Here is a 20,390-nt window from a genome sequence, read left to right as displayed (position 1 = left end):
TATTCTTACTTTTGCACAAAGGTACTTCGGAATACAATTTTGAACAAATATATGAACGACCATCATAAAACTTTTATTGCATTTGTTAAACTGGGCCACTTTCTTAGAGAGTTTGTTACATTGGAAACACCAAATGACGAATGGTCTCAAAAATTAGAGGACGCCATTGCGCTGTCCAAACATAAAAATGGTTGGTTTACCCGCGAGAACGTAATCCATGCGTTGGAAAGCTGGGGGCAACTCTTAACGGAAGAAAAACTTTTCGATTGGCTAAAGTCATACGACCTGGACAAAAACAAGCCTAAAAAAGTAGCGCTTATTATGGCAGGTAATATTCCACTGGTTGGTTTTCATGATTTTCTGTCCGTTCTAATTACCGGTAATAAAGTCCTTGCTAAATTATCTTCAAATGATAATGCACTTATTTTATTTATAAAAGATTATCTTATTTCAATTGAACCTTTACTTAAAGATACGATTGAAATTTCAGATGGTAAAATGGAAGACTTTGATGCCGTTATAGCCACAGGTAGCAACAACACTTCTCGCTATTTTGAGCACTACTTTAGCAAAGTGCCCAATATTATTAGAAAAAACAGAAACTCCATAGCTGTTCTGACAGGAAGGGAATCAAAAGAACAAATCAACGCCCTAGGTGAAGATATTTTTAGGTATTACGGGTTGGGATGCCGTAGTGTTAGCAAAGTTTTTGTGCCCGAAAACTATGATTTCGCTACGCTCTTTGAGGCTGTCTATTCCTATCATCCGATCATAGAGCACGTAAAATATGCCAATAATTATGATTACAATAAAGCAGTTTACCTGATGTCCGAATTTAAAATACTGGACAATGGTTTCCTCATTTTAAAAGAGGATAAGAGTTATAGCTCCCCTATTGCCTCCTTATTTTATGAGCGTTATGACAGTCTAGACAATTTAAAAGAACGGTTATCACAAGACACGAACGAGTTACAATGTATTGTAGGCGAAGGCGTTATTGACTCTGAAATTGCTTTCGGAAACACTCAACAACCTTCTTTGACAGATTATGCGGACAATCTAGATACTGTTGATTTCTTGTTGAGAACGTAATAGAAATTTTTGTTAATAGGGAGATGCGTTTCCCTTAAATTCAAGACCTTTATCCCTTAATTTTTTACAAACCTTATGAAAAAACATAATTTTAGTGCCGGCCCCTGTATATTACCTCAAGAAGTATTGTTGAAATCTTCTGAAGCATTAATGGATTTTAATGGTTCCGGTCTTTCCCTTATTGAAATTTCTCATAGAAGCAAAGACTTTGTAGAAGTAATGGAAAAGGCACGTAGCTTGGCCCTTGAACTTTTAGGTCTAGAAGGAAAAGGTTATTCCGCTCTTTTTCTTCAAGGAGGTGCCAGCATGGAGTTTCTTATGGTTGCCTATAATTTTCTGGAGAACAAAGCCGGATACCTGAACACAGGCACGTGGAGTGAAAAAGCCATTAAGGAAGCCAAAATATTTGGGGATGTTATTGAAGTTGGCTCTTCAAAGGATAAAAACTTTAATTACATTCCCAAAGGATATACGGTGCCTAACGACTTAGATTACCTTCACCTTACCTCTAACAATACCATTTTTGGAACCCAGGTAAAGGAATTTCCAAGAACCAATGTACCGTTGATATGCGATATGAGTTCCGATATTTTCTCTCGTCAGCTTGATTTTTCTCAGTTTGACTTGATTTATGCCGGAGCACAGAAAAACATGGGCCCTGCCGGAACAACCCTTGTGGTCGTAAAAGATGATGTACTTGGAAAGGTATCCAGAAAGATTCCTAGCATGCTAGATTACCAAGTGCATATTTCAAAGGATAGTATGTTCAATACCCCACCTGTATTTGCCGTTTACACCTCTATGTTAACATTGGAGTGGCTTAAAAATTTAGGAGGGATATCCGCTATTGAAGAAATTAACGAAAAGAAAGCTCGGTTACTGTATTCTGAGATTGATTTAAACCCTGTTTTCAATGGGTTTGCCAACAAGGAGGATCGTTCTAACATGAATGCTACCTTCAATTTAGCCGATGATCGATTAAAAGATACTTTTGACGCACTTTGGAAAGAAGCGGGTATTAACGGCCTAAACGGTCACCGTTCAGTTGGTGGGTACAGAGCATCTATGTACAATGCCCTTTCATTGGAAAGCGTAGGCGTGCTTGTAGATGTAATGAGCGAAATGGAAAGAAAAGGGTAACCTGCCCAATTCATTAAACATAAGAATTCGTCCGTTGGCCAACCGCTAACGGACGCTATTTTAATATACTATAGTACTAAATAAATTTTCCGAATAGAATGAAAATACTTGCAAATGACGGATTGGCCCAATCAGGAATAAAAGCGCTTGAAAACTCTGGTTTTGAAGTGATAACTACACGGGTTGCCCAAGAACAGTTACAAAATTTCATAAACGAAAACGGAATAACCGGATTATTAGTGAGAAGTGCTACCCAGGTAAGAAAGGAGCTTATAGATAATTGCCCCAGCCTTAAACTCATTGGAAGAGGCGGTGTTGGCATGGATAACATAGATGTGGTACATGCCAAAGAAAAAGGTTTGCACGTAATAAACACCCCTGCAGCCTCATCATCTTCAGTGGCCGAACTGGTTTTTGCCCACCTTTTTGGAGGGGTTCGTTATTTGCATGATGCCAACAGAAATATGCCACTTGAAGGGGATAGCAATTTTAAACAACTAAAAAAAACATACGGGTCTGGAACCGAGCTTCGCGGAAAGACTTTAGGTATAATCGGTTTTGGAAGAATTGGCCAGGCTACCGCAAAAATAGCTCTAGGTGTTGGTATGAAGGTTATTTACCACGACCCCAACCTAGATAAAGCTTCAATTGAAGTTCCTTTTTTTGATGGACGATCCATAACTTTTGATTTTGAATCGGAAAGCAAAGAAACGTTGGTTTCCACATCGGACTTTATTACGCTGCACGTGCCTTCACAAAAGAACTATATTTTAGGAAAAGATGAGTTTGAAATGATGAAACCAGGTGTTGGTATCATAAATGCTGCCCGTGGCGGTGTTCTTGATGAAGTTGCCCTAGTTGATGCCCTAGAGAACGGAAACGTAATTTTTGCAGGGCTTGATGTATACGAATCCGAGCCTAAACCGGAAATTAGAATTCTTATGCACCCCAATATTTCATTAACTCCACATATTGGCGCAGCTACCGGTGAAGCACAAAACCGCATAGGAACGGAATTAGCGGAACAGATTATCACACTTTTAAAGTAGCCTTACTTTATAACCATATCAAAACCTCGTTGAGCAGATAGTTGCACAACGAGGTTTTCTGTTTTTTATATCTGCACACAAACTTGCTTCGTTTTAATTTAAAAATTCACATAAAAACACATAACAAACTGTAATCTAACAATATAATACTAAATCAACTTGTTGTTTTCTTGCGCTATTAAGCGGTTCTTTTTTAATATCTCCTCCGTTTTGACCGAATCTTTTTTGTAAATTGTTGTCCAATTATAAAACACTAAACATTATGTCAGGATTATTAGACCTACTAGGCAGCCCAATGGGCAAACAATTAATAAGTGGTGTAGCTGGCCAGACCGGTAATTCAACCGATCAAACCGGAAGCGTATTAAGCATGGCCTTGCCTATCTTAATGGGTGCAATGAAGAAAAATGCAGCAACACCAGAAGGAGCACAAGGGTTAATGAGTGCTTTATCAGGAAAACATGACGGTAGCATCTTGGATAACCTAGGTGGACTATTTAACGGAGGAGTTGACCAATCCGTTATGGATGACGGCGCTGGAATACTAGGTCACGTTTTAGGCGGAAAACAAGCTACCGTAGAAAATGCACTAAGTCAGAAATCTGGAATGGATGCAGGTTCTATTTCTACCATATTAAAAGTAGCGGCCCCTATTCTTTTAGGATATTTGGGCAAGCAAACCAAAGAACAGAATGTTAGCGACTCTAACGGAATAGGTAATCTTCTTGGTGGTCTTATGGGTGGCGGCGATTCCGGCAACCAACAACAATCCCTTATAGAATCTTTCTTGGATTCAGATGGAGACGGTAGCATCCTTGATGATGTAGCCTCTATGGCCCTTGGTGGTAATAAAGGGGGTATTGGCGGTCTTCTAGGTGGCTTATTTGGCAAATAGAATCCTGATTACAAAATAGTATACCTAAGCCGCTTGTTGATTCAAGCGGCTTTTTTTTGTAAATTGGAATAACAGGTCTCAATAGTTATGAAAATGAAAAGAATATATATCATATACAGTGCAATCGTGCTCGTAGCAACTGTAATAGCCAGTAGTTGTTCCAGTACAAAAGAAACGGTTACTATTTCGGAAGATGAAAAGTCAGCTTTTCATCAAAAAGAGGGAGATACCGTGAAAATTGCGAATGAAGAAACGGAGTACGAAATAATAATTATTGAGCCAGGCTTTAATTTTTGGCTTCAAAGCATAGCCAGACCCCGTAATTTCTATTCGCAATCGTATATGGAGAACCGAAATCAAATTTTTGTCACCAATTATAACCAAAGAGTGATGCAACCTTTAAGATATAACCCCGACCTTTATGAACTGCAAATTAACTATGACCCCCATACGGACTATGGCTACGAGGTAAACTACAAACTTTACAACTACTTCATTTATTTTCAACGAAAATACAATCAACGCTTAGGACCTTTTGTACCCCGCATATAAAAAGTATATTTGCCGAATTCAATAATTACCATGCAGAAATTAAAAGAGCGCTGGGACGTTACCAGCAATTTTCAGTTGATTATCATCTTTATCGTTTTCGCCATTACCGGCTCTTCTTCCGTATATGTAGCAAAACCTTTTTTGAATTTAATTGGCTTACATCAAGCAAATTTCTCCGATTCTTGGTGGGGAAGCACACTTTATTGGATTTTACGAATTTTACTTATTTTCCCCTTTTATCAAGTGTTATTGGTAATTTATGGCTGGTTGTTCGGGCAATTTAAGTTCTTTTGGGCCTTTGAAAAAAAGATGCTTAAGAGAATTGGGCTTGGTTTTCTATTTTAAATGGTTTTGTTAGGTCTTATTTAACACTCAGTTCTACTTCTTTTAGTATTTTTGCGCCGTGAAGAGTTCAATATTTAAATATTTCTCTGTATTTGTATTGTTTAGCCTTATACTTGTTAAGGTTACTTCTTTTCACGTCTACGTTCACCAAGATGACCCGGCCGATACTATAGAAAACTGTAGTATTTGCGATGTGGCCATTCAGAATCAAAATTCTGAATTCACTTTCGCCCCCACTTTCTTGGTACTGATTCTTTTACCTCTCATCATTCATACAGATAAAAAAATTTCGTCTTTAGTTTCTTCTAAGACTTCTTCATTTTACGTTCCGTATACACGTTTTGGCAGGCCTCCTCCTTGTCAAAATTAGAACGCCACATCCTTTAAAAATAAATCGATTTATAGTCTGAATCGATATCTTTTTCGTGCAAAACTTATATATGAAGTATTATTTATTTGTTTTTGCAATCTTTTGCAGTTCAATTATTTACGCGCAAGATTGCAATTCAATATTACTAGGAGAAATAGTTGATTTCCATGACAACAGTCCGCTGAGTGGCGCAACTATTTCTATCACTGGAAAAAACGTTTCCACTGTATCCGGAGAGAACGGAAAGTTCAGCTTTAGAAATCTCTGCGATGGTGTGTTGGAATTGGAAATATCTCATCCAGAATGTACCACAAAATTTCATGTGGTTACCGTAAGTGGCGATACCTATTCAGAGATTAGACTTGAACATCATTTAGAGGAGCTAAAGGAAGTAAAAGTAGTAGGCAATGTACCAAAAAACACAAACTCCGGTCAAGAAAACACCCTTTCTCAAAAGGATGTTGAACGTAACAGTGGTAATAGTTTAGGTGATGCCCTAAAAAAGATTTCCGGGGTATCTACCTTAAATACCGGTGGCAACATTGTTAAACCCGTTATACAGGGGTTAAATGGTAGTAGAATCTTGATTCTGAACAACAACGTTAGAATGCAAGATATGGAATGGGGAGAAGAACATGCTCCCAATGTAGATGTAAACGCAAACCAGAACATCAGTGTAATTAAAGGTGCGGCCGCCATTGAGTATGGTGGTGATGCCATTGGTGGGGTTATTGTTTTAGAACCCTTACCCATTATTAGAACCGATTCTTTATTTGGAAAAACACAACTGAACCTTTTCTCCAATGGTCGTGGCGGTAATATCACATCATCCATTACAAAGTCTTTTGAATCCGGTCTCTACATAAAAGCACAGGGCTCTTACAAAAAACTGGGAGACTTAGAAGCTCCGGACTACCTTTTATCCAATACAGGCATAAGGGAAAGTGGATTCTCTCTTAACATTGGAAAACGAGATTTTGTGCAGGGTTGGGAAGGATATTACTCCTATTTTAATTCTGAAATAGGAATCTTAAGAGCTTCCCATATTGGCAATGTAGATGATTTAATATTATCCATAAATAGCCAGACACCCAGTATTGTAAACGATTTCACTTATAATATAATCCACCCCAACCAAGAGGTAAGCCATCATTTGGCAAAACTAAATTACTATAGAAGGTTTGAAGGTTTTGGAAAATGGACCGTTCAATATGATTTTCAAAAAAACAGAAGATTTGAGTATGACATTCGCGTAGGAGACGATGCGGACAAAGCTTCGTTAGACCTCCAACTAACCACACATTCTGTTTTATCCAACTTAAAGTTGGATGCAAAACAAGGCTTAGATGTAAAAGTTGGGGTCATGGGAAGGTTTCAATCCAATTTTGCAAATCCGGATACCGGAGTTAGAAGATTGATTCCTGATTATGATAAATATGATTTTGGATTATTTGCCATTGGAAGCTATGAACTAAATACCGATTGGACCTTAGATGCGGGAGCGCGCTACGATTTTAGTCGGATTGATGCAAAAAAATTCTATAGGGAATCTCGTTGGCAAGAAAGAAGTTATGATTTAGATTTTGCCGATATAGTCCTAGAAGATCTAGGAACCCAGTTGCTTACCAATCCGGTATTTGATTATCATAATTTTTCGGGTACGGCAGGTTTTCACTATGAAATTAACCAAAAAGACCATTTACGGTTTAATTACGTTTTTTCACAAAGAGCTCCTAACCCATCCGAACTATTTAGTGATGGCTTGCATCATTCCGCTGCTCGTATAGAACTTGGCGACCTTAGAATCAAAAGTGAAACATCATCCAAGCTCTCAGCCTCTTTGGAAAGAAACACGGATAAATGGGGATACACTTTAGCACCTTACTTGAATAGCATTAGTGATTTTATATTATTAGAGCCTACAGGGGTTGAATTCACAATTAGAGGAGCATTCCCTGTATGGAGTTATCGGCAAACCAATGCCGTATTGGTAGGAATTGATGCGTTCTTATACAACAATTGGTCGTCCCATATAAGAACGGACCATAAATTTGCCTGGGTAAAGGGTACGGATAAAGAAAAGGACATCCCACTAATAAACATACCTGCTGCCAATTTCACTAACAGTATTAGCTATACAGATCCTAAATGGAACAATTTTTTGGTGAGCTTAGAGAGCCAATTTGTATTTGAGCAAACCAGGTTCCCACCTAACATAGAGGTGTTTTCACCACAACAACAAGAAAATGTGGTTTTAGATATAAACACCCCTCCAAATGCTTATCATCTACTGTCTTTAAATACAGAGGTATCTTTTACTCTTAAAAACCCAAACGATTTAACCGTAGGCTTAAGTGCCGCCAACCTGTTGAATACCAAGTATCGTGATTACTTAAATCGCCAACGGTATTTTGTGGACGATATGGGTAGAAACATAAGCCTGCGCCTAATTTTCAACTATTAATATAATTTAAACCAAAAAGTAACAACTATGAAAAGTAACAACGTATTAAAAACAGTTCTAGCACTAAGCTTAATGGCATCAGTAATGACATCATGTTCTAGTGATGACAACAACCCGGATGCCGTAGATGAAGAAGAGGTAATTACCACAATAAAGGTGGCCCTTTCAAGTGAAGGTGGAGACACTGCTTCACTTCAATCTCAAGATTTAGACGGAGACGGCCCAAACCCTCCAGTAATTACAGTGGATAATCTAATGGCAAACTCCACTTACACCGGTACGATAGAATTATTGAACGAAACGGAAACACCTGCAGAGGATATTACCGCTGAAGTAAATGAAGAGGCAGATGAGCATCAGTTTTTCTTTGATGTAGATGGATCTATTACATCAACTTCATATGGAGATACTGACGAAGATGGAAACCCACTTGGTCTTTCCTTTACCCTAATGACTGGTGATGCCGGCGAGGGAACCTTACAGATTACATTGCGTCACGAGCCTAAAAAACCAAACGATGGTACTTTGGCCGATGCTGGTGGGGAAACTGATATTGCACAAACCTTTACTCTAACGGTAGAGTAAGACACTTTTATCAAAAGAAAAAAAGCCTTTAGATCAATCAATCTAAAGGCTTTTTCTTTTGATACCTAAAACCATGAACCATTTGCCCTAGAAAGGTTTTAGACATTTTAGTATCACCTTCATACCCCAGTGGAACAAGACCGCTATCTTCAGGAATATAGTCGGTTTTAAAAAGGTAATCCCACATACTGAGACTAATACCATAATTTACCCCGTTCTTTCTGTCTTCAGGAAGCTCATAGGCATGATGGTACAAATGCATTACAGGATTGTTGAAAATATATTTTAATGGTCCCCAAGTTAATTTGATGTTGGCATGATTTAAATGACCAATGGCAATTGCGAAAAAATGGACAATATAAGCCTGCTCAGGCTCAAATCCTCCTAAAACCATTACAGCAAATGTTTTTAGCGGTTTGTAAAAAATATTTTCCATCCAATGGTATCGCATGTGCGCGGCAAAACCCATTTCCTTTACACTGTGGTGCACTTTATGAAACTCCCATAAAAACGCATACCTATGAAGTAACATATGGGTAAACCACTGTACAAAATCCAAGAGTACAAAAAACACGAACAATTGTAAAATAGATGGCCATTCCGATAGGTTTATAAGAGCTAAAGAATGTATTGCAACATTAAACTCTAAAAACAACAATTCCAAACACTTATAAAATCCACTTATAGCAATTGTGAACAAGAAAAAATTAAAAAATATATAGAACGCATCCAACCAAAAATCTTTTCTAAAAATAGCTTGATTTTTACGCCACGGGAACGCTATTTCCAAAAACCATACTATTAGTGAAAGTAGAATTATTCCATAAAAATAATTGGTATACCAAGGAACTTCAAACACTATGGATTTATGGGTCCAACTTAATGTACCCATAAAGGAATTTACAAATGCATCAAAGTATTTTTCCATTACTCTTTGGCTTGCCAGACATTGGTCGGTAGAAAGTATTTAATCTTTCAACTCATACCAATCAATATCGGTCAGAACTTCCCTTCTACCCTTCTTCTTTGGAGGATAATTGGTAACGAGATAGTCAATAATGACATCTTCGTTCGCTCCCAAATCCCAAAGGTTTTGGGTTTCTTGCATCCATTTTATGGTAGTCTTCCACCTTTCTTTGTTCATACGGTTCTGCATAACCAATTTAGCGGAATGACAATTGGTGCAGTTTTGAACGGTTTCCATCATCCCTGGAGCATCAATAAAACCGGTACGTACGTGAATCCCATTTTCTACTTTATCATAGTCATCATCATCAACTGGCACAGCAACCAGTTCCGTATCCGTTTTTTTACTTTTAAAAGAAGTTAAATTAGGGTCTACCATTAGGTAAACCATGGCTACGGAAAAAAGAGCTACGATTACACAGGAAAGGACCAGTATTCTGTAGAACCCCCGAAACTCATGCTTCAGTTTGTCGTGATTTTCCTTTTTCATCTATGCAATTTTTACGGCTATCCTATGACATGCATTGTTTAAATATCCTTTAGGGTTCCAGCCGGGCAATAACATAGGCTGAGCAAACCCGTTGGAATCCGTGGCCTTTGCCCAAACCTCGTAATAACCTTCTTGAGGAAAGTCTACTTCTGCAGAAAAATGCTGCCATGCCAAGCGATTTACAGGCTTTTCTAGTTTACAGGTTTTCCAAGTGGAACCAAAATCTATGGAATACTCCATTTTAACTACTTCCAACTCACCTGCCCAAGCGTGTCCTCTAATGTTTAATTTTTTTCCTTTGGGAATCTTTGCTCCGGATTTTGGATAAGTAATAAGGGATTTTACCGGCATAGACTCTATAATGCACATATCTTCGTCGGCCACTTTTTCTCCAGGAGCTACAGGTTTACAAGGCACCCTGTAGGCAGTACCCGTCATTTTAGTGCCGTCGTGCACTATATTTCTAATACTTATGCGTTGCAACCACTTACCGGATACCGAAGCAGGCCAGCCACCAGCAATTACACGAAGCGGATAACCATGTGCCAAAGGAATATCCTCTCCGTTCATCTTAAACGCCAATATCGTTTCATCTTGAAGCGCTTTTGCCATTGGAGCTCCCCTGGATATAGGTTCTTTAGAAGGGTCCCTACTCAAATGAATATCTGCCGCGTGGTAACCAAAATAAACGGCATCATCCTTTATTCCCACATCTTCTAGAACATCCCTAAGTCGTATCCCTGTCCAAGTTGCACAATATACCGCACCAACCGTCCACTGGTTTCCTTTTGCAGGTGGATCAAACTCACTTCTGCCGTTGCCACCACATTCCAACGTTAACTGGTAGGTATGTTGTTTAAACTTTGATTTAAGCTCTTCTAAAGTATAGGTCTTTTTTTGTTTAACGGATTCACCATCTATAGTAAGCGTCCAGTTTTTTACATCTATTTCTTCCGGTATGAGTCCGTTGTTACGAACAAAAATGTATTTGTTGGGCGTAACCTTATCATCCAATAAATGAGCTTGGGCCTCCATATTCCATGGCTTGTCATTTAAGACAACCATTTCCTTATCCTTATTAAACAATTTAAATGGATCGGGATCTTGTAGAGCTAACGGAATATAATTAGCTGACATTTTGGAGCCATAAACAATATCAGCTCCTACAATACTGGCCAGAGAGGCAAGTGCAGCTTTTCCAATAAACTTTCTTCTTTGCATAAAATTTTGGTCTGGGTTTAAACCAAAGTTAGAGATATTTGATGTACTCCTCTATGCTATTTTATGAATTTAATTTTTTTTTAAGGGTTTGGTTGGTGAATTTACAATAAAGCTTAAACAAAATTAAGAAGTAAGGCTAAGCCCTTTAAACAAAGGGTTTCCCAGCATAGTCGTGGCCCTGCAACTTAAACTGCTAGAAATGAGATTTGTAGAAAATCCCTACTAATTCTATAGATTTTTAAGACCATTCTTGTTCCGTAGAATCAAGGCCCTTATTTATCTTTTAAGATAAATTAAACATTTACCTCTATGGTTTCCGTTTCACTGGATTTTTTAAAAACATAGGTATACAACCACATTAAAGTAAAGGTGGGTATTACATCTAATCCAGGCACAATTTCCTCCAAAAAAGTAATAAGTCCAGCGCCCTGCCCAATTTTGCCCTTATACATGCGGATCATAAGCCAACCGGCCAGTGGTGCCCACACAATATCCGAAAATTCACCTACAAACGGAATAGCAAAAGAAAGCATGCCAATTCCATCAAAAAGTAAACCTAGAAGTAGTTTTTTATATTTATCGTCTTTAGTTTTTGACATAATGAAAAGTATTTATTCATACTATCAAAAGCAATAAGAATGCCAAAAAAACAATCCAAAAGTACCGTTTTGCAGAAGCCGATAAAAAGAAGCCTCTTACGATAGGTCCGAACTGATTAACTTAAGGAATTCATTCCTAGTTTCCTGTTTCTCAAACTGCCCCCTAAATCCAGAAGTTGTTGTAACCGAATTCTGCTTTTGAACCCCACGCATCATCATGCACATGTGAGATGCCTCAATGACCACAGCAACACCTTTTGGTTTTAACGTATTATTGATACATTCCAAAATATCATGTGTTAAACGCTCCTGCACCTGTAAACGACGAGCAAAAACATCTACCACACGTGGAATTTTACTTAACCCCACAATATGACCATTGGGAATATAAGCTACGTGGGCTTTTCCAAAAAACGGCAACATATGATGTTCACAAAGCGAATACAGTTCAATATCCTTTATGATAACCATATCATCATAATCTTCCTTGAACATGGCTCCTTTAAGTATCTCTACCGCATCTTGCTGATAGCCCTGTGTAAGAAAGAGCATAGCCTTGGCCGCTCTCTCAGGTGTTTTTACCAACCCTTCGCGAGTAACGTCCTCCCCTATTCCATCAATAATTTTTGAAAACCGGTCTTTTACCTCTGTGGTAATTTCCAAATTGTACTCTTCTAAATTTCTATAGGGTGCCATAAAGCTATCTTGTTTATTGTAATGGTAAAAATAGTGAACAAAAGTACGGTTTTCTGTACCAAACCGCCAATTTAATCTTTTTGGACCAGAAAATGGTTTTTCCTACTATCGGTTCGTAAACATCAATTTTCATTACTTTTACGATTCATAAATTTCCTGAACAAGATTCGATATATGATCAAAGCCAATAATATTAAAAAATTTTACGGTGATTTGGAGGTACTTAAAGGTGTTGATCTTCATATTAAAAAAGGCGAGGTCATTTCAATAGTGGGTGCTTCCGGAGCGGGGAAAACCACTTTACTGCAAATTTTGGGAACGTTAGATGTGCAATCCAACCCATCCGATAGTAGTCTTTTGATAAATGATACCGAAGTAACGCAATTGTCCGATAAAAACTTGGCCAAGTTCAGAAATGAACATATTGGTTTTATTTTTCAGTTTCATCAACTACTACCGGAATTTACAGCTCTGGAAAATGTATGTATTCCTGCTTTTATTAAAAAAACACCAAAGGCCCAAGCTGAAACAAAGGCTAAAAAATTATTGGATTTTTTAGGACTTTCTGCCCGTTACAATCATAAGCCCAGTGAACTTTCCGGTGGAGAACAACAACGTGTGGCCGTAGCCAGGGCCCTTGTAAATGACCCATCAATTATTTTTGCCGATGAGCCCAGTGGAAATTTAGATTCCGAAAGTGCGGATAACCTTCATAAATTGTTTTTTGAGCTTCGGGATGAATTTGGACAGACCTTTGTAATCGTTACCCACAACGAGCAATTGGCCGATATGGCAGACCGTAAACTGGCCATGGTAGACGGTCTTATAGTTAACAAAGAAGTAGTTATTGATACTTTGGAACACTAAGAATTTATCTTTCAATCCATATTTGATGAATCGCACAGAACTAAAGCAGTTTTTAGACGCCAAGGTATTGGAATATGAACACCCAAAATTCTTGGAAACCGACCCGATTCAGATTCCTCATAAATTTTCCCGAAAAGAAGATATTGAAATCAGTGCTTTTCTTACGGCAACCATTGCTTGGGGCAACAGAAAGAGTATCATTAACAACGCCAATAAGTTAATGGACCTCCTGGGCAACTCACCCTATGATTACGTTTTGGAGTATACTGAGGATAACAATGAAGAGCTCTCGACCTTCGTACACCGGACATTTAATGGTGAAGATTTAAGCTATTTTATACGAAGCTTGCAAAATATTTATGTTAACCATGGTGGATTGGAAGCTGTTTTTGCAAAGCATGCCCAAGAGCAATCTATGCAACTTGCTATATCGGCCTTTAAAAAAGTTTTTTTTGAGCTTTCCCACCCATCACGCACGCAAAAGCATGTAAGTGATCCTTTAAAAGGTTCTGCTGCAAAGCGTATAAATATGTTCTTGCGATGGATGGTACGTTCCAACGCTACTTCAGTAGATTTTGGTATCTGGGAGCGAATTTCTCCCAGTCAATTATCCTGCCCTTTGGATGTGCATTCCGGAAATGTAGGTAGAAAATTAAAATTACTTACTAGAAAACAAAACGACGCAAAGGCACTGGCCGAACTGGATAAAAATTTACGCAAACTAGACCCCAACGACCCGGTAAAATATGATTTTGCCTTATTTGGCCTTGGCGTTTTTGAGAAGTTTTAGGCTTCTCTTTTTATCAAACTTAAACTCCCTATAAATAGCGTTTCTTAAACTCTAAAGGGGTGGTTTGGTTTTTTGCCTTAAATACCCTTGAAAAATAGGCGTAATCTTCGTAACCCAATGATTCCGCAACTCGGGACAAGGGATTTTCTGAGTGTACAATAAGTCGTTTTGCTTCTAAAAGAATACGTTCCGTTATCAGTTCAGTAGTAGTTTTTCCTAGGGTTGTTTGTGTTACGCGGTTTAAATGTTTCGTTGTAATATTCAGCTTATCCGCATAAAAATGTGCTTTTTTTTCAGTTTTATAATAGCGTTCAATAGTATGTTCCAAATCTGAAAGGATTTTTAAATAGGTAGACGAAAGTGTATTTTCAGAGACATCAAAAGCGTACAACCTACTCAAATCTATGTAAGTCAGATTGATAAGACTGACCAGCTTTTGCTTTTTGTAAACCCCATTACCTTGGTATTCTACATTAATTTCCTTCAACCTAGTTGCTATTTTTCCCTGTTCCGAAGTTGATAAATTTAGATGCGGAGGATTCTTATAGGAGTAATAGAATGGAAATTGATTCAACTTTACATCAGCAACACTTAATTCAAAAAATGATTGGGTATGAAAGAAAATATAACCTTGCGGCGGAGCATTGAATGACCAACTATGGGTTTGTCCCGGTTTAAGGAAAAACAAACTTCCATCATTTATAGGATACGAACTGAAATCTATTTCATGGGTGCCATTTCCCTTTTCAAACAATACACAAAGAAAAAAGTCGTGCTTATGTGGCCTGTGCACAATTTTTCTGTTTGTTTCTAAATGCTTGGACAAATCATTACTATAAAACTCAACCAAAGCATTTTCTTCTTTGAATTGCTCTATATGTAATACCGGTACAATTTGCATAAGACTTAATTATGTCCTAAAAATACAAAAACCTGCGATAATTTAGCATGGATATAACATGGCGAAGTCTTTAAATTTGTGCGGTGACAGAACAATCTCTATCACAAGTGACAATTATAAGGTTTTAAAAGTGCAACGAAACCCTTTTAAACTAATTACAAATAAATTAAGAAAGAGCATATGGAACTTTTAAAAGGCACTAAAGTGTATAGCATATTTACGGGAACCTGTCCTGTTTGTCAAAATGAAAGCATGTATCTGGAAGCCAATCCTTATAAAATATCCAAAACTCTAAAAATGAAGGAGCGTTGCAGCCATTGTCATACCAAATACAAAATAGAACCTTCATTTTTTTATGGAGCTATGTATGTTAGTTATCCTGTGGGTCTCATTTTTGCCAGCGTAGCCTTGTTTCTTTGCTTCATTATCTTTGATATGAGTCTACTGAACACCTTTTTTGTTATCGTAATAGAAATGATATTGGTTCTACCCATAATACTACGTTTATCCAGAAATATCTGGATTAATTTTTTCATGCATTACGACGTACACTTAAAAACTAAGCAAAGGGCTTAAGAGTTAGGACAGACGCTATTTAAGAAGTAAATTTTCCAGTATCTCCCTAGTGTTCTTAGAATTCCAGTCAGTTGAGCCTGTTTCTTTAACCACTATAGTACCCTCTTTATCAATGATATAATTAGTAGGTATGCTTTTTTCAAAAAGCGCTTCTGGAGCACTCATTTTGGGAATATACACAGGTAAATTGAATTCCTTCTTATGTAGAAATTTTGTTATAACCTCCGGCTCTTCGTTAGTTAACAGTATAAAGTTGACCTTATCTCCATAATCATTATACAACTTTTGAATACTGGGCATTTCCGCAATGCAAGGCGGACACCAAGTTGCCCAATAACTTATAAAGGTTACTTTATTTTTTCCTATACCCAAAGTAATATTCTTTCCATTCAAAGTTCTTACCGAGTAGTTAAAAGGCTGTATAACTTTCCTGTCTTCGTTTTCTAATACAGATGGAGAAAAAAACTGTAATTTAATTTGGTTCAATGCAACTTGGATGGGCTTTCTAGTCTGCGGAATAAGCAATAGCAATAAAAAAACCAGTAGCAGAACATCACCAAAACTTAATTTTCTTTTTTTCATTTGAACTACTTTTGAAGGGAAAAATGAAATCCTGCGGACACTAATTTAAACTATGGCTATTATTATTGATTGGATTCGTTCAACTTTTTGAACTGCCTATAAATCCACTGTTTTTCCTTTAGCGAAAATTCCTTGTTCTCAAACCAATCGTGAGCTGCTATTTTCTCATTTTCTATTTGTGCCTTTCGTATGGCCTCAATGGAAACCAAGTGCCAATGTACCCCTTTTTGACGATTGACCGAATAACCAATGCTCTCGGTTATGTACGATATTTTTGGTCGATTAATCAGCTTTACGCCATTCCTTAAAACGGCTAAAGTTTTAGTGAGCTTAACGACTTCCGAAAAGGAATATCGCACAAAATCGTTAAAACCTTCTTGCTTAGTGTTATATAGTTTGTCGCCTACTTTAAGTTCTTCCATGGTCTAAAAAGCAAGTAAAATTAATGGCTTCAAATGGTTTTCAAAGAATTAGAATGTCAGAAATTATCAACAAATCTTGTTTGTAGCAGATAGAAGGTTGACTACTAATCATCCACAGAAAAAATAAAGGATGTTGACACAATAGCATCAACATCCTAAAAAAAACATTTACTTAAAACTTTTAAACCTAGAATTTATAAGTGACCATTCCGTAAAAACTTCTAGGATCCGTTTGGTTGATGAAACGGGTACGATACGCGTTGTAACCAATTTCATCAAAAATATTATTCAACAACACACGAACACCCCAATTTTGGTTAAATTCATAAGCTACCTGTGCATTTACAAGCGTATATGCTTCAACATCAAAAGGCTCTTGACGAGGAACAATTCCCTCATGCGTAACAGGCCCAGCACTCCAGTTGTTTATAGGACGTTCTCCCGTATAGTATGCTCCGGCTCCTACCGAAAGCCCTTTTAAATTGTTTTTGAAGGAGTAGTTTCCATAAACGTTGAAGGTGTGTTTAGGCGTGTTTAAAGGCGCTGAACCGTAAACATAAGACGTGTGTTCCTTATATTGCGCATCAATATAGGAATATCCCGTAATGACTTCAAAATTATCAAGAATACGACCCGTAAGTTCTACTTCAACCCCTTGGCGTTGATCGTTACCTCCTTTTTCGTAAAAACCTGTAGCCACCCAGTTTTCATCGTACACCGGAAGGTTCATATCTTTATTGTTAATTTTAAAATATGTAAGATTAAAACGTAATCTACTATCTAACCAGTTGGTTTTTATTCCTGCTTCCAATTGATCGTAGCGCTCATTACCAAGCTCGCTTCCGTCTGCGCTTAACCTAGTTCCATTTCTTGGGTATGAACTGTTGGTATACGAAGCAAAAACGTTCACGTTTTCCAAAGGAGAAATGATAATACCCCCGAGTGGGTTAAAGGCGTCGCTATCTGTAATTTCTGCCGCTGTGCTGGTTTCCGTGGTACTGTAACGGAATCCTAAAAAGGACTTTAACCAGGAGTTAAAAGTAATTACATCTTGAGCCACAAAGCCAATAGACCTAGACTCCGAGCCTCCTATTGCATCACCTGTCAACTCAATATTATCTGGCGTGCTATTTGAAATAGTGCCAAAAACATCTAGAGTATCTACCACGGCCGCACTGTTACTGAATGTGCTAAATGTTGTTTTTCTATAATCCATTCCTACCTGAAAAGTATGACTGATGCCTCCTGTTTTTACTTCGTCTCCAATAAGGTCAATTTGTAAAACACTGTTCTTATCGTCTCTTGTAGAGGTAGCATAACCTCTTTTTCTTAGGTTATAAACAGGATTTCCATCAGCATCATTAACAACACCGCCAATACTGGCATTCTTAACATCAAGATCTAACTTAGAAGCAAAATATGCTGCATTTACACTTAACTTGTCATTAATCTTCTTTTTGAATCGTGCGGAATATGTAGTATTCTGAGTAAGGTATTTATCCTCTTTATAACCCAAAAACTGTTCATGCGGTAAATCATAGATAGAATTGGTGTCATCTGCACTTAGGTTAACAGTACCTGGATCCGGAGTTCTACTATCATCAAAGTAATCCATTTCAAGGGTTAGGCTCGTACCCTCATCAATTCGCCATTCAAAAGAGGGGTTGATATAGAAACGTTGGGATGAAACACTAGCACGGTAACTATCTGACCTTTCTAAAGCACCGTTAATACGGAATGCCGTGTTTTTTTATCGTTCAAAGGTCCGTAAACATCAAAAGTAGGCCTTACTTGCCCAAAACTACCGCCACGTAAAGAAGCCGAACCTCCATATTGGTATTTTGGGGTTTTGGTTACGATATTAATAACCCCACCTGGGCTACCCAAATCTGTAGCTACACCTTGAGTAATGGAAGCCGCACCCTTTAAAACTTGAATATTATCTACACCTTGCATATCGGTTAAAATACCTTGCCCTCTAAAATCTGAGTGTACACGCACGCCATTTTTAAGAATGGGAATTCCTCTAAATCCACGAGAAGACATACTTTCACTGCGATTTCCATAAGTAGCAAAAGAATATACACCGGGAACATTCTTGGTAGCGTCGGCAATTGTTAAGTTACCTTGGTTTTCAATTACTTTTTCAGAGATTACGGATATACTCTGTATCTGATCATAGGTCGCCAAAGGTAATCGCGTTAAAGCCTCTATTTTATCCGGATGCTCGTATCGCGAACCGAATACTTCTACTTCATCCAATTCGGAATCCATACGGACAATAAAATTCAAGGTTACGTTACTATTAGTAATAGTTACTTGTTTTTTAAGCGGTTTAAAGCCCACTGCACTTACATAAAGTTCATATGTACCTGATGTTACTCCCGAAATCTTATATACACCATTCTCATCTGCAGCGGCACCATTCTTACTTTTTACCACCGAAACATGGGCATAAGCAACGGGGTCCCCGTCACCGGTAGTTACTTTTCCTTGAATTGTATATTGTTGTTCTTGAGCATAGCCAAAAACTAAGCTGAACATAAATAGTAAGAGTGTTGGTTTCATTAAATTTTATTTAGACTTGTTATAAATAATTTCGATGACACAAATGTAAGTCACGATCAATACTTGACCAAGTTATTTATACTCAATCTAAATAGAAGAAAAATAAGTGCTTGATTTATAAGTTTTAAGAACCTAAATTTTAACAATTAAACCATAAAAAAACCACGATCATTTGACCGTGGTTAATAATATGTATTCAATTTGTTTTAGTTGAAATCAAACTTTTTTAGTCCTTCATGACTCACTTTAATAGCCTCCAAAGGTTCCATTTTAAAGGTTTTATCCTGCTCTACCATATAGTACTTCATACCTGAGAGTTTCTTTTGTGCTAGAATCCGAGCAAAATCAATACTTCCCGTTCCTACGGGTGCAAACCACCCCTCCTCGTTCATATCTTTAACATGCCAAATCTTAAACCGTTTTGGATACTTTTTAAAGTAAGCTACTGGGTCTGCTCCCGCTTTTGTAACCCAAAATAAATCCATTTGAAAATTCACCAACTTAGGGTTACAATTTTCTAAAAGATAATCGATTACCACTACTCCATCATCATCTGCCTTAAACTCAAAATCATGGTTATGATAAAGAAGTTTTAATCCTGCTTTTTTACATTTAGCACCTAATTCATCAAGAATGTTCGCTAAGTTTTCAGCACCTCCGGTCATTCCCATTTTCATACCTTCTTCTTCAAAAGTAAAAAGTCCCATTGGAGGGATAGGAATAACAAAATATTTAAAACCTACCGCTTTTACATCCGCTATCATAGCATCTGCATTCTCAAGAGTTACTGTTGATTGATGACTGCTTATTGGCTTTAAGCCCATTTCTTTAAGAGTGCTCTTGAATTCAGCAGGGGGCATTCCATAGAACTTTCCGTCATTATAACCCGCGGCTTCAATGTATTTATAGCCTGCATCCGCTACGGCCTTAAGCGTAGTTTTTGCGTCTGAGGCCATATCATCCCTTAAGGTATATAAAGCCAAGCCTCCATAAGTGTCTTGAGCATTGATAATCGTAGTCGCCCCCATAAGAAGACAAAAAAGTAATAACTTAATTTTTTTCATTATTGTTTGTGTTTTGTGTAGCCGACTAATATACTATATCTCTTCAAAAATTTAATGGCTAGGGATGCTAAAATATTTTAGGTCCTAATTAATTTAAGAAATTGTATGTAAGTCTAATTATATTAGCTCCTAAAAGGTAAACCCATAGTCTCAAAG

At 37.5% G+C, this 20,390-nt stretch carries 22 protein-coding genes; 11 read left to right on the top strand and 11 right to left on the bottom strand.

What is annotated here, in order from left to right:
• Positions 1 to 51: 51 nt before the first annotated feature.
• The 8 genes from KO513_RS03450 (at position 52) to KO513_RS03415 (ending at position 8,492) form a co-directional block, all read left to right on the top strand.
• Entirely contained in the window at positions 52 to 1,092 is a 1,041-nt protein-coding gene (locus KO513_RS03450) for an acyl-CoA reductase (RefSeq protein ID WP_215912300.1), read from the top strand.
• A gap of 75 nt (positions 1,093 to 1,167) precedes the next feature.
• Entirely contained in the window at positions 1,168 to 2,232 is a 1,065-nt protein-coding gene (gene serC, locus KO513_RS03445; RefSeq protein WP_215912299.1) for a 3-phosphoserine/phosphohydroxythreonine transaminase, read from the top strand.
• Positions 2,233 to 2,330: 98 nt separating this feature from the next.
• A complete protein-coding gene (locus KO513_RS03440) occupies positions 2,331 to 3,281 on the top strand; it encodes a D-2-hydroxyacid dehydrogenase (RefSeq protein WP_215912298.1) in 951 nt (316 codons plus the stop codon).
• Positions 3,282 to 3,543: 262 nt separating this feature from the next.
• On the top strand, positions 3,544 to 4,176 hold the full coding sequence (locus KO513_RS03435) for a DUF937 domain-containing protein (protein WP_215440504.1): 633 nt from the start codon (positions 3,544 to 3,546) through the stop codon (positions 4,174 to 4,176).
• 93 nt (positions 4,177 to 4,269) lie between these two features.
• Positions 4,270 to 4,728 carry a DUF6146 family protein gene (locus KO513_RS03430; protein WP_215912297.1) on the top strand — a complete coding sequence of 153 codons (459 nt, stop codon included), beginning with the start codon at positions 4,270 to 4,272 and terminating at the stop codon, positions 4,726 to 4,728.
• A 30-nt stretch (positions 4,729 to 4,758) separates the two neighbouring features.
• Entirely contained in the window at positions 4,759 to 5,073 is a 315-nt protein-coding gene (locus KO513_RS03425; protein ID WP_215440508.1) for a DUF6787 family protein, read from the top strand.
• Between the two features lie 440 nt (positions 5,074 to 5,513).
• Positions 5,514 to 7,907, top strand: a complete 2,394-nt coding sequence (locus tag KO513_RS03420; RefSeq protein WP_215912296.1) for a TonB-dependent receptor — start codon at positions 5,514 to 5,516, stop codon at positions 7,905 to 7,907.
• Between the two features lie 27 nt (positions 7,908 to 7,934).
• The gene (locus KO513_RS03415; RefSeq protein WP_215912295.1) at positions 7,935 to 8,492 is read left to right on the top strand and encodes a type 1 periplasmic binding fold superfamily protein; all 558 of its coding nucleotides are present in this window, start codon (positions 7,935 to 7,937) and stop codon (positions 8,490 to 8,492) included.
• Positions 8,493 to 8,529: 37 nt separating this feature from the next.
• Here the strand turns inward: KO513_RS03415 and KO513_RS03410 are convergent, their stop codons facing one another.
• The 5 genes from KO513_RS03410 to folE form a co-directional block, all read right to left on the bottom strand.
• The gene (locus KO513_RS03410; protein WP_215912294.1) at positions 8,530 to 9,420 is read right to left on the bottom strand and encodes a sterol desaturase family protein; all 891 of its coding nucleotides are present in this window, start codon (positions 9,418 to 9,420) and stop codon (positions 8,530 to 8,532) included.
• Between the two features lie 39 nt (positions 9,421 to 9,459).
• Positions 9,460 to 9,948 (bottom strand): monoheme cytochrome C, encoded by a 489-nt coding sequence (locus KO513_RS03405; protein ID WP_215440515.1) that lies wholly within the window; start codon positions 9,946 to 9,948, stop codon positions 9,460 to 9,462.
• Positions 9,949 to 11,169 carry a sulfite oxidase gene (locus KO513_RS03400; RefSeq protein ID WP_215912293.1) on the bottom strand — a complete coding sequence of 407 codons (1,221 nt, stop codon included), beginning with the start codon at positions 11,167 to 11,169 and terminating at the stop codon, positions 9,949 to 9,951.
• A gap of 293 nt (positions 11,170 to 11,462) precedes the next feature.
• Positions 11,463 to 11,768 carry a hypothetical protein gene (locus KO513_RS03395; protein WP_215912292.1) on the bottom strand — a complete coding sequence of 102 codons (306 nt, stop codon included), beginning with the start codon at positions 11,766 to 11,768 and terminating at the stop codon, positions 11,463 to 11,465.
• A gap of 96 nt (positions 11,769 to 11,864) precedes the next feature.
• The gene (gene folE / locus KO513_RS03390) at positions 11,865 to 12,464 is read right to left on the bottom strand and encodes a GTP cyclohydrolase I FolE (protein WP_215440519.1); all 600 of its coding nucleotides are present in this window, start codon (positions 12,462 to 12,464) and stop codon (positions 11,865 to 11,867) included.
• A gap of 174 nt (positions 12,465 to 12,638) precedes the next feature.
• Between folE and KO513_RS03385 the strand changes: the two genes are divergently transcribed.
• A complete protein-coding gene (locus tag KO513_RS03385; protein ID WP_215912291.1) occupies positions 12,639 to 13,331 on the top strand; it encodes an ABC transporter ATP-binding protein in 693 nt (230 codons plus the stop codon).
• A 25-nt stretch (positions 13,332 to 13,356) separates the two neighbouring features.
• Entirely contained in the window at positions 13,357 to 14,121 is a 765-nt protein-coding gene (locus KO513_RS03380) for a TIGR02757 family protein (RefSeq protein WP_215912290.1), read from the top strand.
• Positions 14,122 to 14,149: 28 nt separating this feature from the next.
• On the opposite strand, the gene KO513_RS03375 is transcribed toward KO513_RS03380, so the two are convergent.
• On the bottom strand, positions 14,150 to 15,022 hold the full coding sequence (locus KO513_RS03375; protein WP_215912289.1) for an AraC family transcriptional regulator: 873 nt from the start codon (positions 15,020 to 15,022) through the stop codon (positions 14,150 to 14,152).
• Between the two features lie 180 nt (positions 15,023 to 15,202).
• On the opposite strand from KO513_RS03375, the gene KO513_RS03370 reads away from it, so the two are divergent.
• Positions 15,203 to 15,598: a DUF983 domain-containing protein gene (locus KO513_RS03370; protein ID WP_215912288.1), complete on the top strand. Its 396-nt coding sequence runs from the start codon at positions 15,203 to 15,205 to the stop codon at positions 15,596 to 15,598.
• A gap of 15 nt (positions 15,599 to 15,613) precedes the next feature.
• Here the strand turns inward: KO513_RS03370 and KO513_RS03365 are convergent, their stop codons facing one another.
• From KO513_RS03365 to KO513_RS03350, 5 genes are all read right to left on the bottom strand, one after another.
• Positions 15,614 to 16,180 (bottom strand): TlpA family protein disulfide reductase, encoded by a 567-nt coding sequence (locus KO513_RS03365; protein WP_215440528.1) that lies wholly within the window; start codon positions 16,178 to 16,180, stop codon positions 15,614 to 15,616.
• A gap of 62 nt (positions 16,181 to 16,242) precedes the next feature.
• Complete coding sequence (locus KO513_RS03360; RefSeq protein ID WP_215440530.1) at positions 16,243 to 16,602, bottom strand: pyruvate kinase; 360 nt, start codon at positions 16,600 to 16,602, stop codon at positions 16,243 to 16,245.
• 187 nt (positions 16,603 to 16,789) lie between these two features.
• On the bottom strand, positions 16,790 to 18,217 hold the full coding sequence (locus KO513_RS19625) for a TonB-dependent siderophore receptor (protein WP_252735662.1): 1,428 nt from the start codon (positions 18,215 to 18,217) through the stop codon (positions 16,790 to 16,792).
• A 101-nt stretch (positions 18,218 to 18,318) separates the two neighbouring features.
• Positions 18,319 to 19,170 carry a carboxypeptidase-like regulatory domain-containing protein gene (locus tag KO513_RS19620; RefSeq protein WP_252735661.1) on the bottom strand — a complete coding sequence of 284 codons (852 nt, stop codon included), beginning with the start codon at positions 19,168 to 19,170 and terminating at the stop codon, positions 18,319 to 18,321.
• A 206-nt stretch (positions 19,171 to 19,376) separates the two neighbouring features.
• Positions 19,377 to 20,234 carry a sugar phosphate isomerase/epimerase family protein gene (locus tag KO513_RS03350; RefSeq protein ID WP_215912287.1) on the bottom strand — a complete coding sequence of 286 codons (858 nt, stop codon included), beginning with the start codon at positions 20,232 to 20,234 and terminating at the stop codon, positions 19,377 to 19,379.
• Between the last annotated feature and the right edge of the window lie 156 nt (positions 20,235 to 20,390).

It is taken from the genome of Zobellia sp. B3R18 (genome assembly GCF_018860715.1).
GTDB classification, from domain to species: domain Bacteria; phylum Bacteroidota; class Bacteroidia; order Flavobacteriales; family Flavobacteriaceae; genus Zobellia; species Zobellia russellii.
This window is presented reverse-complemented; position numbering and strand designations above follow the sequence as displayed.